This is a genomic window from Pseudomonas jilinensis, from assembly GCF_003586265.1.
Classification (GTDB): domain Bacteria; phylum Pseudomonadota; class Gammaproteobacteria; order Pseudomonadales; family Pseudomonadaceae; genus Halopseudomonas; species Halopseudomonas phragmitis.
Map to the genome: position 1 here is coordinate 154,332 of NZ_QJSA01000008.1, position 14,998 is coordinate 169,329.

13 protein-coding genes are annotated in these 14,998 nt (G+C 60.2%); 6 read left to right on the forward strand and 7 right to left on the reverse strand.

All coding sequences use genetic code 11. From position 1 onward, the window contains the following. Positions 1-122: 122 nt before the first annotated feature. Complete coding sequence (locus C2846_RS10495) at positions 123-1,556, reverse strand: sodium-dependent transporter (RefSeq protein ID WP_119701403.1); 1,434 nt, start codon at positions 1,554-1,556, stop codon at positions 123-125. A gap of 84 nt (positions 1,557-1,640) precedes the next feature. On the opposite strand from C2846_RS10495, the gene C2846_RS10500 reads away from it, so the two are divergent. Then, on the forward strand, positions 1,641-3,416 hold the full coding sequence (locus C2846_RS10500; protein WP_119701404.1) for an ABC transporter transmembrane domain-containing protein: 1,776 nt from the start codon (positions 1,641-1,643) through the stop codon (positions 3,414-3,416). Here the strand turns inward: C2846_RS10500 and C2846_RS10505 are convergent. After that, positions 3,410-4,285 carry an RNA polymerase sigma-70 factor gene (locus C2846_RS10505; protein WP_119701405.1) on the reverse strand — a complete coding sequence of 292 codons (876 nt, stop codon included), beginning with the start codon at positions 4,283-4,285 and terminating at the stop codon, positions 3,410-3,412. The two genes, C2846_RS10500 and C2846_RS10505, sit on opposite strands and share 7 nt — an antisense overlap. A gap of 130 nt (positions 4,286-4,415) precedes the next feature. On the opposite strand from C2846_RS10505, the gene C2846_RS10510 reads away from it, so the two are divergent. Beyond that, complete coding sequence (locus C2846_RS10510) at positions 4,416-4,916, forward strand: carboxymuconolactone decarboxylase family protein (protein ID WP_231705526.1); 501 nt, start codon at positions 4,416-4,418, stop codon at positions 4,914-4,916. A 107-nt stretch (positions 4,917-5,023) separates the two neighbouring features. On the opposite strand, the gene C2846_RS10515 is transcribed toward C2846_RS10510, so the two are convergent. Beyond that, complete coding sequence (locus tag C2846_RS10515; protein WP_080050860.1) at positions 5,024-5,257, reverse strand: DUF2789 domain-containing protein; 234 nt, start codon at positions 5,255-5,257, stop codon at positions 5,024-5,026. A gap of 83 nt (positions 5,258-5,340) precedes the next feature. Beyond that, entirely contained in the window at positions 5,341-6,549 is a 1,209-nt protein-coding gene (locus C2846_RS10520; RefSeq protein ID WP_131038215.1) for a glycosyltransferase family 4 protein, read from the reverse strand. Between the two features lie 242 nt (positions 6,550-6,791). On the opposite strand from C2846_RS10520, the gene C2846_RS19140 reads away from it, so the two are divergent. Genes C2846_RS19140 through C2846_RS10530 form a run of 3 tightly spaced genes read left to right on the forward strand, consistent with a single transcriptional unit; the run spans position 6,792 to position 10,746 of the window. After that, complete coding sequence (locus tag C2846_RS19140) at positions 6,792-7,895, forward strand: PDDEXK family nuclease (RefSeq protein WP_420849039.1); 1,104 nt, start codon at positions 6,792-6,794, stop codon at positions 7,893-7,895. After that, positions 7,802-8,494 (forward strand): VRR-NUC domain-containing protein, encoded by a 693-nt coding sequence (locus C2846_RS19145; protein ID WP_420849040.1) that lies wholly within the window; start codon positions 7,802-7,804, stop codon positions 8,492-8,494. Before C2846_RS19140 ends, C2846_RS19145 begins: the two co-directional genes overlap by 94 nt. After that, entirely contained in the window at positions 8,491-10,746 is a 2,256-nt protein-coding gene (locus tag C2846_RS10530; protein WP_119701406.1) for an ATP-dependent DNA helicase, read from the forward strand. Before C2846_RS19145 ends, C2846_RS10530 begins: the two co-directional genes overlap by 4 nt. A gap of 5 nt (positions 10,747-10,751) precedes the next feature. Here C2846_RS10530 and C2846_RS10535 read toward each other — a convergent pair whose 3' ends face one another. Both C2846_RS10535 and C2846_RS10540 read right to left on the reverse strand, forming a co-directional pair. Continuing rightward, complete coding sequence (locus tag C2846_RS10535; protein WP_165443806.1) at positions 10,752-12,047, reverse strand: serine hydrolase domain-containing protein; 1,296 nt, start codon at positions 12,045-12,047, stop codon at positions 10,752-10,754. Continuing rightward, positions 12,037-12,852 carry an alpha/beta fold hydrolase gene (locus C2846_RS10540; protein ID WP_119701408.1) on the reverse strand — a complete coding sequence of 272 codons (816 nt, stop codon included), beginning with the start codon at positions 12,850-12,852 and terminating at the stop codon, positions 12,037-12,039. The genes C2846_RS10535 and C2846_RS10540 overlap by 11 nt, the downstream gene beginning before the upstream one ends. Positions 12,853-13,008: 156 nt before the next feature. Here C2846_RS10540 and C2846_RS10545 point away from each other — a divergent pair, with 156 nt between their 5' ends. After that, on the forward strand, positions 13,009-13,620 hold the full coding sequence (locus tag C2846_RS10545; RefSeq protein ID WP_080050866.1) for a TetR/AcrR family transcriptional regulator: 612 nt from the start codon (positions 13,009-13,011) through the stop codon (positions 13,618-13,620). A 6-nt stretch (positions 13,621-13,626) separates the two neighbouring features. On the opposite strand, the gene C2846_RS10550 is transcribed toward C2846_RS10545, so the two are convergent. After that, a complete protein-coding gene (locus tag C2846_RS10550) occupies positions 13,627-14,985 on the reverse strand; it encodes a DUF1329 domain-containing protein (RefSeq protein ID WP_080050867.1) in 1,359 nt (452 codons plus the stop codon). Positions 14,986-14,998: the final 13 nt, after the last annotated feature.

Genomic DNA, 14,998 nt, shown 5'->3' on the forward strand with positions numbered 1-14,998 from the left:
GAAGGACGAACGGCTGACCGCTCAGTCAGAGCCATACATCATGCCAGAACAGCTGTGCGAATGCTGGCAACAGACTGTTGCCAGCATTTCACCTGCTCCTAAAACCTTCCCCCTAGGGCGGCTCAACGCCGAATCATGAAAGTCCGGCCTGCGGTAAAGGCCCCAATGATCAGTACTGCACCGATGGCCGGCATCCAATATCCCTCGACTTGCGGGATGGTGCGCAGGAAGACGAAGGCCACCGCAGTAGGAGCGACGAAGCGCACCAGGAACTGCCAGGCGGAAAACCAGCGATCATTGGTCGCCATTTGCCGGATCACGTCCTCACGGGTCAGTGCCCAACCTGCAAACAGCGCAATCAGCAAACCACCCAAAGGCATGAGGATGTTAGTAATGAACTCCAGTACATCGAAGGGTGAGCGACCGAACCACTGGTGAGTAATGGTGCCCTCGGACCAGACATTGAAGCTGAACACGGTCAGCAGCCCCAAGGCCCAGCAGCCACCGACCATGATTGCTACGGCCACCGGACGGCTCAGATCGAAACGCTCAAGCAGCCAGGCCGCCACCGGCTCAACCAACGATATCGCCGAGGTCAGCGCCGCGCCAATCACCAAAATGAAGAACACTCCACCAAGGATCGAACCGCCCGGCAGATCGGCAAAGGCTATTGGTAAAGTTACGAACATCAGTCCTGGCCCCTGCCCGGCTTCCATACCGCTGCCAAACACCAGCGAAAAAATCGCCACCCCAGCCATCAGAGCAATCAGCGTATCGACAACAGCAATCGAGACGGCAGTACGCGTCAGGGAAGCTTCGCTGGACATATAAGCGCCATAGGCCATGATCGCACCCATGCCAAGGCTGAGGGTGAAGAATGACTGCCCCATCGCCTGCAGCCAGCCCTCCAGGCTCAGGTCATTAAGGTTGAAGGTAAACAGAAAGCGCATGGCCGCAGCGGCATCCCCAACCACCACACCATAGACCAGCACAATCATCAGGATCACGAACAGGGCTGGCATCATGATCCGCAACCCGCCTTCGATACCCTTGTGAATCCCCATGGCAACAATCAAGCCGGAAGCGCCAATGAACAGGGTATGGTAAAGCAGCAGACGTTCTGGCGAAGCCAGCAAGGCACCGAAGGAGGCACCTATCGTTTCGGCATCAGCGCCGGCCAGAGCCCCGGAAAACAGCAACCCGGTGTAATGGATCGCCCAACCAGCGATAACTGAATAGAAACTCAGGATCACGAAGGCCGCACCAGCCCCCATCCAGCCGATCACCTGCCAGGCCGAACTGGTGCCGTGACTTTCCGTCAGGTATTTCATCCCCATGATCGGGCTGCGGCGGCTGGAGCGACCGAGCAGAGTCTCAGCGATCAAAATAGGGATCCCCACCACCGCGATGGTCAAGGCGTAGACCAGAATAAAGGCGCCGCCGCCGTTCTCACCCGTCAGATAAGGAAAGCGCCAAAGATTGCCTAACCCGACCGCAGAGCCCACAGCGGCCAACAGAAAGGTTCCCTTGTGAGTCCAGATATTTTTTCCACTCATTGCAACGACTCCCCGTTGGAAGTGCGTGGGTTGCTTCGTTATTCAGGTTAGCATAGGGATCACACTTGGCTTTTCCGAGGCGCTATGAGCCGGATTTCCCAGCGTTACAGGCATGTACTCGACTTTGCCCGGCGCTTCGTTATGCCCTATCGCTGGTGGGTGCTTGGCGCCCTGGCGGCACTGGTGTTTACTGCTGCCGTTACCCTGTCCTTGGGGCAAGGGCTACGTCTGCTGGTCGACCAGGGTTTTGCCACAGGCTCGGCGCAGCAGTTGAATCAGTCGGTAGCGCTGTTCGGACTGCTGGTGGTCGCGCTGGCGATCGGCACTTTCGCCCGCTTTTATCTGGTGTCCTGGATTGGTGAACGGGTGGTCGCCGATATCCGCTGTCAGGTGTTCGATCACCTGATTGAGCTGCATCCGGGCTTTTTCGAAAGCAATCGCGGCCTGGAAATCCAGTCGCGCCTTACCGCCGACACCACGGTGCTGCAATCGGTGATTGGCTCTACAGTATCGATTGCCCTGCGCAACGCGCTGATGCTGATCGGTGGCGTGATCCTGTTGTTCATCACCAACCCCAAACTCACCAGCATCGTGATGACCGCCATTCCGCTGGTGATTGCCCCGATTCTGTTCTTTGGCCGTCGGGTGCGGCGCCTGTCCCGGCTCAGCCAGGACCGGGTCGCGGATGTCGGTGCCTACGTTGGTGAAATACTCGGCCAGATCAAGACTGTCCAGGCCTACAACCACCAACATGCCGACAAGACCCGGTTCGCCCAGGTCAGCGAGCAGGCTTTTCAGGTCGCCCGTCAGCGGATTGCCCAACGAGCCTGGCTGACCTTTGCCGTAATCACCCTGGTTCTGGGCGCGATTGGGGTCATGCTCTGGGTTGGTGGTATGGATGTGATTCAGGGCCGCATCAGCGGCGGTGAACTGGCGGCCTTCGTGTTCTACAGCCTGATCGTTGGGGTTTCTGCTGGCGCCCTGAGTGAAGTCATTGGTGAGCTACAGCGCGCTGCCGGCGCCACCAGCAGAATCCTCGAACTGCTGGCCAGCCAACGGGAAATCGGCCCACCAGCCCATGACCTTGAGCACCTGCCACAGCCACCCAGTGGCCGAATCAGTTTTGAACAGGTGAGTTTCGCCTACCCGTCCCGGCCTCAGCGCCAGGTCATCAACCAGTTCAATCTGAGCGTCAGTCCGGGTGAGACCCTGGCTCTGGTTGGCCCTTCCGGAGCCGGCAAGTCAACGCTGTTCGACCTGCTGCTGCGCTTCTTCGACCCCGGTAGTGGTTGCATACGAATTGACGGCATCGACATCCGCCAACTTGATCCCGATGAGCTGCGCAGCTGCTTCGCCCTGGTATCGCAAAATCCGGCCCTGTTCTATGGCAGCGTGGCTGACAACATCCGTTACGGTCGGCCACAGGCCAGCCAGCAGGAGGTCGAAGCCGCTGCCCGGGCCGCCCATGCCGAAGAGTTCATTCAGACCCTGCCGCAAGGCTATGAAACTCACCTGGGCGATGCCGGGTTGGGGCTTTCGGGTGGCCAGAAGCAGCGTCTGGCGATCGCCCGGGCACTGCTGCTCGACGCGCCGATACTATTGCTCGACGAAGCGACCAGCGCGCTGGACGCCCATAGCGAACACCTGATTCAGCAGGCGCTACCCAGATTGATGCAGGGGCGCACAACACTGGTGATCGCCCACCGGCTGGCCACCATTCAGCATGCCGATCGGATCGCGGTGATCGATCAGGGGCAACTCCAGGCCCTGGGTAGTCATACTGAACTGGTGGCCAACAACCCCCTGTATGCCCGCCTGGCCGCGTTGCAATTTGGCCAGTCCGAAACTCAGCCTCAGTGACAGCTGCCTGAGGCCCCGCGCAGCTTGTCCGGATTGACCACCGAGTAAATACCGGTGATGGCGCGACCATCACTTTCCAACAGCACTACCGAGCGCAACTGGCCATCCAGCAAAAGCAACACCCCGGTCTGACCATTGATCAGTGCCAGACGCATCTGCAACCGGTCACGCCAACTGCGCTGCAAGCCCATCGCCAGACGGGTCGCCGCCCGCACCCCGTGCAAGACCCGGGATGCCGCACGTACTCGCCCGCCACCATCGGCAATCCACCGCACCTCTTCTGCCAACAGGCTGGCAAACGCCTTGGCGTCTCCTTGCGCCATCGCCGCAACGAAGCGCTCCAACAATTGCCGGTGAGCCGCCGGGTCCACATCGAAGCGTGGCCGCTCATCACGCAGACGGGCACGGGCGCGGCTGATGGCCTGACGGCTGGCGACCGGACTCTTGCCTATCATTGCCGCAATCTCGTCATACGAGTAATCGAACACCTCACGCAGCAGAAACGCTGCTCGCTCCTGGGCGCTCAAGCGCTCCATGGCCAACAGAAAAGCCATCGACAGGTCAGAGGCCATTTCAGCCAGACGCTCGGCTCCCGGCACCATGTCGTCGAACACCGGCTCCGGTAACCACGGCCCGCTGTACTCCTCACGGCGGCGCTTGAGCTGACGCAGACGGTCAATCCCCAGTCGCGTCACGACGGTAACAAGCCAGGCCTGGGGGTCAGCAATCTGCTTATGATCAGCCTCGCTCCAGCGGAACCAGGCATCCTGTACCAGATCCTCGGCGTCCATCCGGGTACCCAGCAGTCGATAGCCCAAGCCCAGCAAACGCGGGCGGGCCTGATCAAAAAGTTCAGCCTTGTCATTCATATTGCAGTCTCTGGTGGTGTACAGCCAGGACGCTGGTTTGCGTCCGTCTGTGACAGTTGCTGTCACACTTGTCCAGGCTACGACGTCCTGGGGGTTGTTGACACTTTTCAAGCCACTGGAGTTTATACCCATGCGTCTCGACTACCTCAGACATGCCGACGCCCTGCCCTTGCAGGCACTCACCGCCATCAGCGCCCACCTGCATCATTCGACACTCGACCAGGAACTGCTCGCCCTGATTCAGTTGCGTGCTTCACAGCTCAACGGCTGCGCCTACTGTATCGACATGCACAGCAAGGATCTGCAGGCCCTGGGAGCCGAGCCAGCCCGTATCCATCTGCTGCCGGCCTGGCGCGAGGCCGGAGTCTACAGCCCCGCCGAGCAAGCAGTCCTGGCCTGGACCGAAGCCGTCACCCTGATCAGCCATGAGCAGGATCTGCAAGCCCGGTTCAAGAGCCTGGCTGAACATTTCAACGAAACGGAAATCACCCGGCTGACCTTTGCGATCATCGCCATCAACAGTTGGAATCGCCTGAGCGTCGCCTTTGGCCGGCAACCCGATGGCTATCAACCCGGTGACCTGGAACCGTTTATGCAGCAGGCATTGAAACGTTTTACCAGCCCCGCCTAGGGGCTGGTCCAATGACCTCGCCCACCACACAATGGCTCAACCCTCGACATGCCGTTAAAGCAGGACACTAATTAGCGTAGAAGCCTTACAGGGTGCAGAAGTAGTACTCAACGCTCATGCAAACGGGCGTTGAGTTCATCCACTACCGGCGCCCATTCAGCATCTTCAAGGATTTCCTCACGCAGGAACGCTGCCTGCGAGGCATTCCAGAATGGCGCCTCAGACAGCTTGGCATCGTGGTCCAGGGAATGGGTCGCGAAAAAAGTGTCGATACTCGACGGGTCTGAATCAAGGCCGAGTTGGGCAAACAACTCGGCCAGGGTCTTGTTCGGCATATCCATGGGCACCTCCGGCAAACCTGGGAAAACCTGCACTTCCCATTAAAGCAGAGATGACACCCAACGCGGGCTTGTTCAGGCTTCTGTCAGAACAACTCCAGCTCAGACAGCGCCAGATAGGCATAGAAACCCAGCAAGGCCAGGGCCCGCTTGCTCACCCGCTTGCGCGGCTGGGGTAAAGCCTTGTAGGCATGCAGGCGCTGATACAACGCCAGATTCTGGCGCGCCTGGTGGCGCAGCCGGAAACGTTTTTCGGCATCTTCACCGGCCTGACAGGCCATGCGCTGACGCAACTCAGGATTCCGGTACAAGGCCAGGATGCTGTCTCGGGCCTGATCCACATCCAGATCAACCAGCAACCCGTTGACCCCCTCCTTCACCAGTTCGGGGATAAACCCCACATTTCCGCCAATCACCGGGCAACCGCAGGCAAGCACCTCGCGCAAGGTCCGGCATGACTGGTCAGTGCCACCGACCGGGAAGTACAGCAGATCCATGGCCCGGTAGGCCGCCACCAGATCATCACCCTCGATATAACCCGGCATTACCAGCAGATCGCTGATGCCCAGCCGCTCGGCCGGCGCATGAACAACGTTATTGGCATCGCCATGACCGACCAGGAACAGCTTGAGATTGGGGATCTGCTTGCGCAGCTCCGCAGCTGCGTTGAGCAGCAGATCCAACCGCCGGCGCGGCTGAATGCGCGAAGCCATGCCGATCACGAAATCATCCGGACCAAAACCGAAACGGGCGCGCGCCTGCTCACGGTCCATCGAGGTATTGAAACGCTCAAGATCGATCCCAGGCTCAATCACTGCAATCCGGCTGGCGGGAAACTTGAATCGCTCAACCGCCTGCTGGCGAGCATGCTCACTGATCACCACCAGTCCGTCAGTGGCGTTTTTGAGCAGAAAGCGTGAACGCCATTTGTCATCCGGGCCGTTGGCATTGTAACTGGTGCGCACCAGCAAATGCTTGCCACCAGTCATACAGTTGGCCAGGACGCCGAGCATATGGGCATTGGGCATATGGCAATTGATGACGTCAGTCTGGTGTTCACGCATCACATTGACCAGCTTTGGCACATCCCGTGTTGCCGACATGATCCGCAAGTGTTTTTCCATTTCCAGAGTAACCGGCTCCAGGCCTTTCTTGCGGCACTCCCATAGAGTCGACCGTCGCGCCTTGGGGCTGGGTTTGCCACACACCAGCTGCGAGTCCGCGCCTTCCTGCTGCTCGGCAATCACCAGGTCGGTAACCGGTTCGGACCGCTCGGTCCAGCGCCAATTGCTCAATAAATGGGTGACTTTCGGAGATGCCGATTGCTTGTTCACAGTCAAAAGCCCTGCAAGTGGTTGAATAATCGGCGCGAATTATAGGCAAAAGGCCAGCTGTGGACGACCCCAAAATCGTAACCGAAATCCCCCTAGCCCCCATCTCCGACGACCAGTAGCCAGGAAACACCTCTACTCAGCTTGAACAAGACCGCCAACCCAAGCAAAATACTGAATAAATAACCAGCACTTGATCAGTCCGCATGCCCGACTCACTCGGCCCAGAACATTACTATCTCAGCAACTTCCTGACCGCCCTGAACTGGATTGAGGAGCGTTACGGCGACCTGCTGAGCGCCGAAGAGCATGCGTTCATCTGCGGCTTCAGGCATTTGCCGCTGGCCAGCCAGGCCCTGCTGGTACGTTTAGTGATGCGCAAGGGTCCGCACTTTCGCCACAGCGCACTGAAGTACCCGGAAATTGGCGACATCGCTATCGCCGCCGAGGCTTTGCTCAAGCACGGCTGGCTACGCGACGACCAGCCGCTGGACGCGGCGCAGCTATTTGCCCTGCTGCGCCGAGGCGAACTCCTGACCCTATTGCCTGATACCCCGAGCAGTACCCGAAAAGCCGATCTGTTCGAAGCTCTGTGTGCAAAGATCAGCCAGCCCACCAGGTTCAGCGAACTGGCAGGATTTCTCAATGAGCCGCTCTACACCCTGATGGTCGGCCCGCTCTGCGAGCGCCTGCGACTGATGTTCTTCGGCAACCTGAGCCAGCAGTGGTCGGAGTTCGTCCTGGCTGATCTCGGCATCTTTCGCTATGAACAGGTGCCCATTGCCGCGCAAGCCCGGGGCTTCAGCCAACGGGCCGATATCGATGACTACCTGCACCTGCGAGCCTGCCGCGAACAGCTAGAAGCCGGCGCCAGTGTCAACAGCGTACTGGAACAACTCGGCCCAGTGCGCAGCGACAACCCCTGGATTCTCAACCGCCATGCCAAGCTGCTGTTTTTGCTGGCCCGGCAAGCGGAACGCGACGGTGAACTGCACAACGCCGTGATGCTGTATCAACGTAGCCACTACCCTGGCGCCCGCCAGCGCCGGATTCGCCTGCTTGAGCGCCTCGAATCCTGGGATAGCGCCTGGAGTCTGGCCCAAGTCGCTCTGGCCTCCCCCGAAAGCGATGCCGAGCAGCAATTGCTGGATGGGATAGCGCCTGGAGTCTGGCCCAAGTCGCTCTGGCCTCCCCCGAAAGCGATGCCGAGCAGCAATTGCTGGAGCGGCTACTGGCACGCCTGGCGCGCCAGCTCGACCAACCAGCTCCGGCACCACGCCCGCGCTGCGAGCCTGAGCGCATTGACCTGACCCTGGCCAATACCGGCAGCGTCGAATGGGCCGTGCGCGAACACCTGCACACCGAGCAGACCCCGGTGCACTATGTCGAAAACACCCTGATCAACAGCCTGTTCGGTCTGCTGTGCTGGGAAGCGATCTTTACCCCACTCCCCGGCGCCTTCTTCCACCCGTTCCATACCGGCCCGGTCGATCTGCTCAGCGCCGATTTTCACCAGCGCCGCGCACAACAGTTCACTCGCTGCCTGGCGCGGCTCGACGATGGCAGCCATGCCCAGCATATCCGCGCCATCTACCAGGCCAAACAGGGTATCCAGTCGCCGTTCGTGGCCTGGGACTGGCTGCCTGCCGAGCTGCTTGACCAGGCTCTGCTGTGCCTGCCAGCCGAGCACCTCAAAGCCTGGTTCCAGCGCCTGCTACAGGATTTACGCAACAACCGCGCCGGCATGCCCGACCTGATCCAGTTCTGGCCGCAGGAGCGGCGCTACCGGATGATCGAGGTCAAAGGTCCCGGTGATCGTCTGCAGGACAACCAGAAGCGCTGGATCGAGTTCTGCACCCGGCACAACATGCCGGTGCAAGTCTGCCATGTGCGCTGGAGCGAGGCATGAGCTACCGGATCGGGGTACGCGCGCTCTGTGAGTTCACCGCCCGCGAGGGCGATCTGGACCTGCGTTTCACCCCGGCGCCAACCGCCGAGGAAGGCCAGGCCGGGCACCGTACGATTATTGCCCGGCGCGGCCCGGACTACCTCAGTGAAATCCCGGTGGCAGGCGACTACCCAGGCCTGCGGGTAGTTGGGCGGGCAGATGGCTATGACCCTGACTTCAAACTGCTGGAAGAAATCAAGACCCACCGTGGCGATGTCAGCCGCATTCCCCACAACCATCAGGTACTGCACTGGGCCCAGGTCAAAGTCTACGGCTGGTTGCTATGCCAGCAGTGGGGCATGGATGAAATCGACCTGGCGGTGGTGTATTTCAACGTCGTCACCCAACAGGAAACCGTATTTCGTGAACGCTTTGGCGCCGAATCGCTGCGCGAATTTTTCCAGTTGCAGTGCCAGCGTTTCATCGCCTGGGCTGAACAGGAAACCCTGCATCGTCAACGTCGCGATCATGACCTGGGCGCTTTGAGCTTTCCCTATCCGAGCTTTCGCCACGGTCAGCGCCAACTGGCCGAAGCTGTTTATCGCGCCGCCCGTGATGGCGAGCAACTGCTGGCTCAGGCTACCACAGGAATTGGTAAGACACTGGGCACCCTGTTTCCCCAGCTCAAGGCCTTTCCCGCCCAGCAACTGGACCGGCTGTTCTTTCTCTGTGCTAAAACACCCGGCCGGCATCTGGCGCTGGAGGCCTTGCAGGCTCTGCACCAGCATAATCCCGGCTTGAACCTGCGGGTACTCGAACACGTCGCCCGCGACAAGGCCTGCGAATACCCCGAACGCGCCTGTCATGGTGATTCCTGCCCGCTGGCCAAGGGCTTCTACGACCGTTTGCCGGCCGCACGTCTGGCGGCGCTACAAGCTGGCTGGCTGGATCAGGTCCAGGTCCGAGCCATCGCCAGGGAGCACCAGATCTGCCCTTATTATCTGAGCCAGGAGTTGTGTCGCTGGAGCGATGTAGTGGTCTGCGACTACAACTACTACTTCGATCTTGGTGCCCTGCTCTATAGCCTGACCCTGATCAACGACTGGCGCGTTACCCTGCTGGTCGATGAAGCGCACAACCTGATCGACCGGGCCCGCGGCATGTATAGCGCCGAACTCGACCAGGCCCGCTTCAACAGCCTGCGCCGTAGCGCTCCCGCCCGACTCAAGGGCCCACTGGATCGGGTCGCCCGGCACTGGAACCAGCTACACCAGGACCAACAAGCCGACTATCAGATTTATCCGCAGGTTGCCGACCTGTTTGTCGCCAGCCTGAACAAGGCCGTCAGTGCCCTGACTGACCACCTGACCGACCAGCCCACCGGCAATGACACCGCGCTGTTGCAGTTTTACCTGGATGCCATGCTGTTCTGCCGACTGGCCGAGGCCTACGGCCCGCACTCGCTGTTCGACATCACCCGCTACCAGGACCGCCAGCAAGCGCTGTCAACCCTGTGCCTGCGCAATGTAATTCCCGCGCCCTTTCTTGCCGAACGCTTTCGCCTGGCGCACAGCAGCACCCTGTTCTCGGCCACCTTGAGCCCGGCGCCCTACTACCGGGACCTGCTGGGGCTGAATCAGGACTGCCAGGCCCTGGAGGTTGAATCGCCTTTTCGCCCGGAGCAACTCGACGTGCGCATTACCTCCAAACTATCGACCCGCTACCCGGATCGCACCGACAGCCTAGGCCCCATCAGCGCCCTGATCGCCCAGCAGTTTCACCAACGCCCCGGCAACTATCTGGCGTTTTTCAGCAGCTACGACTATCTGCAACAGGCCCTGGCGCATCTGCGCCGTCATTATCCGCAGATACCTCTGTGGGAGCAGTCACGGCAAATGAACGAATCCCAGCGCCAGAGTTTTCTCGAGCGGTTCACCAGCGAATCCCAAGGGGTGGGCTTTGCCGTGCTCGGCGGCGCCTTTGGCGAAGGCATCGACCTGCCGGGACCACGCCTGATCGGCGCTTTTATCGCCACCCTGGGTCTGCCGCAAGTCAATCCGGTGAACGAGGAAATCCGCCAGCGCATGGAAGATCAGTTCGGCAATGGCTACGACTACGCCTACCTCTACCCAGGCCTGCAGAAAGTGGTCCAGGCCGCTGGCCGGGTCATCCGCACCACCGAAGATCAGGGGGTGGTCTGGTTACTGGATCAACGCTTTGCTGAGCGCCGGATCCGCCGCTGGTTGCCCAGTTGGTGGCAGATCCGCATTTGATTGCATCAACGCAGCAGATCAGCCAGCGCCTGCATGGCCAGCCGAGTGGTCGCAAAGGTATGCGCTGACGGAGCCAGGGGGTGCGATGACAGCCGCACAACCACCAACCCGACCTCAGGGTTGATATGCAGCAGTTGCCCGTAAGCACCAAGCGCCTCATAGACCCCGTCCGGGTTGTGACTGACCCACCATTGGCTACGGTAGGAATAACCCGGCTGGTAATCACGCCCGGAAGCAATAAAAGCATCCTGGTCAGCCCCCCGGCGCAGATCGGCAATCACCTCGGGACTGATGATCTGCTGGCCGTTGAAACGCCCATCCTGGCGCATCATCTCGGCAAACCGGGCCAGATCACGCAAGGTCGCGTTGAACCCGGCCCCAGCCCATTCGGTACCAAGCCGGTCAAGCAGCAGATAACCGTCCTGCTCCGCACCCATCGGCTGCCACAGACGCTCACTGAACAGTTGCGCCAGCGACATGCCGGTAGCCCGGCGCATTATCCAGCCCAGCACCTCGGTATGCACCGTGCGGTAGATAAAGCCCTGGCCATGCTCACCGCCAGCCTCAATGCTGGCCAGGTAACTGTAAATATCCTGCGGTCCGGCGTACTGAGCCGGGGTCGGCAGTAAACCGGCGGCAAAACCATATTGCAGAACATCGGACTGCAGGTCGGTTTCGCTGTAGGCGACCTCGGCGGTCATATCCAGCACCTGGCGCAAGGTAGCTCCGGCCCAACCACTGTGTTTCAACTCCGGGATATAGTCGCTGACCAGCATCTGCTCATCCAGCACGCCCTCAACCAGCAGTTGCGCCGCCAGCACGCCAAGCAGTGACTTGCTGAGCGACCAGAGCATATGCGGTGACTCTGCCGGCATGCCCTGATGATAGGCCTCGTAGATGACCTGGCCGTCCTTCATGATCAGCGTGGCATCGGCATAGCTGCTGCGAAGATATTGCGCAAAGCTCAGTCGCTGATCATCCGGGCCGACAAAAACCAAGGCATCGATACGCTCACGCAGGCTTTCGCCAGTCGGCAGCAGACTCGGCGGCATCAGTCCACGCGCGATATTGCGGCTGGGAAGCAGCTCGCGCATATGATGAAAAGCCCAGCGAGAATTGGGGTAGTTCAGCAGGTAGTTGTCACGCGTGATCTGCGCCTGAGTTGGCGGCGGGAAGCCTTGCATCAACCCCAACTGATCCAGACGCACCGCTTCCGGGTCTGGCAGTCCTTCGGCCACCAGCCCCAGTGGCGTCGCCAGCCACACTCCAAGCAGGGCTGATGCCCATGACCTAGGGAACATAAGCGGCAACCTCGGTGAGCGGGCAGTCACGCCGAATGAAGTCATGTAGCAAGGCATTCAACTGCTCAGGCTGATCGAGCGGCGTGGCATGTCCGGAATCGCACACCACTTCGAGCTTGGCGTTCAAGAGTTGCGCGGTGTAGGCCTGTTTGAACGCCAGCGGGGTGTAATCGCGATCACCGGCCACTACCAGTACCGGCACGTCGGCCTGATTGACCGAGTCCGGTGCCGCCCAGCCAAGGATGGCACGCAATGCATGCAGGTAGGAAACCCGATCATTGCTGGCCAGGCGTTGCGCCACCCGGCGGCGCAGATCAGCCTGCTCCGGGTGTGGGAACAGCTTGTGCGCCAGCACATGGCCCAAGGTCTTCAACCCCAGCAGACGGATCATCGCCAGGCGGGTTGCCACCTTGAAACGCACAGCCCAACTGTCCAGCGGGAAGCTCGGCGCACTGTTGATGACCACCAGGCCACCGAGCAACTCCGGACGCCGCGCCAGCAATTCAAAGCCGATCATCCCCCCCATGGAAATACCGACCAGAATGCAGTCCTGAATGCCGACCGTTTCAATAAACTCGGCTACATCACCCGCCAGTTCCGCGACTGTGACCGGCGCTCGCAGCGCCTGACTGTCGCCATGGCCCCGCAGGTCCAGAGCCCAGACCTGCGCGTAACGCGACAGATCATTGATCTGTGGCTGCCAGTCCTGCAGCGACGAGCCCAGCCCATGCAGCAGCAAGACCGGAACCCCCTGTCCTTCGCGCACGTAAGCAATCCGCGCGTTGTTCAACTGAATAAAGTTCACTTTTCCCCCTTGAATCCTGTCATTGGCATGACTGCCATTAGCGTTCCCCGATGCAAGCCGTCAGCCACGGATTCGTCCCTGTGCCAGCGTCCTGGCGCGTTTGCCTAATCACCCGGCGGGCCTATAGAATCAAACGGTTTTCACAGAGACCTCACCATGTACAGCATTTCCAGTCCTACCCAGGCGCGTAGCCGCAAAGCCCTGGAGCGCTTTCTCAATGTGACCGCCGAACTGCTGGCCGAAAACCGCTTTGAAGAAACCAGCATTGCCCAGATCGCCCAACTGGCCGAATCTTCGGTCGGCACCTTCTACCGCCTGCTCGCAGACAAAGACGTATTGCTGTATGCCGTTCACCAGCGTTTTGTCGAACAAAGCCAGTTGGCAATTGGTGAGCTGCTGGCTGACCTGCAGCGCAACGACGCACCACTGACCGAACAGGTCGAAGGCTTTGTGCATGGCATCATCCAGCTGTTCGAGGGGCACGAAGGTCTGCTGCGCGCCTTGATCCGGCGCAGCTCATCCGACCTGCAGTTCCGCCAGCGCTTCCATGAACTCAACGCCTACATTGGCCACAGCCTGCGTGAGCTGGTGCTGGCCCACAGCGGTGAGCTGTCTCACCCTTACCCTGCTCAGGCTGCCGACCTCGCCGCCCATGTCCTGCTGGCCAGCATGAACTACTTCACCATGGTCGGAACCCTGGGCGAAACTCCCCGCACTCGCGTTGCCGGGGAGCTGTCACGCCTGATCTGCAACTACCTGGAAGCCTGACTCTGCCTAACGCCGGCTGTCACGGCGCAATTGCGCCGGCGTGAAGTCATTGGGTCGCAGTTCAACGTTGAACTGGTGTGGTGGCTCCTCGTTGGACAAAAGACCGATCACATAACGCCCACCAATCAGGTCATACACCGCATCCCCTTTGGTCCATACCAGTGGCTGGTCATACAGGTTGATCGTGTAGGACTCGCCCAGCCGCCAGAGGTTGTCGCGGTTGTCGTAGTGATCGACCACCACCAGGTGATAGCTGTCCTCATCGAAGTACATGTCGCGCTGCTTGTACTGATGACGCAGCCCATCCTTTAGCGTCGCGCGTACGTGCCAGACACGATGCAACTCATAACGCAGCAAGTCCGGATTGACATGGCCACGCTGGACGATATCGCTGTAGCGGTTGCTCTTGTCCGCCAGCCGGTAGCTGTTGTATGGAATGATCAACTCCTTCTTGCCCATCAGCTCCCAGTCGTACTTGTCCGGGGCGCCGGAGAACATGTCGAAGTTGTCCGTGGTGCGCATCCCGTCCGAAGCGGTGCCGGGCGAGTCATAGGCCACATTCGGCGCTCGCCTTACCCGCCGCTGACCGGCCGCGTAGATCCATGACATCCGCGGCTCGCGTACCTGATTCACAGTCTCATGTACCAGAAGCTCAGTCCCGGCCAGCCGCGCTGGCGCCAGTACCGACTGGCGGAAGTAGAACAGGATGTTGCCGTTGGGCTGGTTGTGATCGCCGGCGTGCTCGTTGAAGAGGAAATAATCCTCAATCCTGGTCATGAAATAATTGCCGTTCGGCTGCGGAACCGCTTGTGCATAGGAGCGCTTGACGCTGTCACCGCGATAGCGCAGCAGGTGGTTCCACAGCACCTCCAGTGCCGAACCCGGTATCGGGAAAGGCGTCGCAACGCTAAAACCGGCAATCCCGTTGCCGTCATCAATCAGCTCAGCGGTGGCCGTATTGGCCTTGGCCGCGGCATACACCTTGTCCGGATAGGATGCCGAGCGCCGGGTTGGATAGACATTCAGCTTCCAGCTATCGGCATAGCGCTCAAGCATCGCCACTTGCCCGGGACTGAGCTGCTCCCGATAGTCGGCAAGGTTGCCCGCCGTCACGGTGAACAGCGGCTTGTCCATCATGAACGGATCGATATAGCCGCGCTCAGCGTGGAAGGCATTGGCTGACGCCTCCAGACCACCCTCCCATGAAGGAATACTGCCAGCAGCGTTGCCGGCACGCTCTGCCCCCAGCGGGGTCAGATCCTGCCCCAGGCGCGCCACCTGGGCCGGGTCAACCTTGGCCTGCGCCACACCGACCGCCAACAGGCAGGCAAAGGCGCCTACCAGAAATGACTCTGTATTTTTCATTGTTTTCATCCTG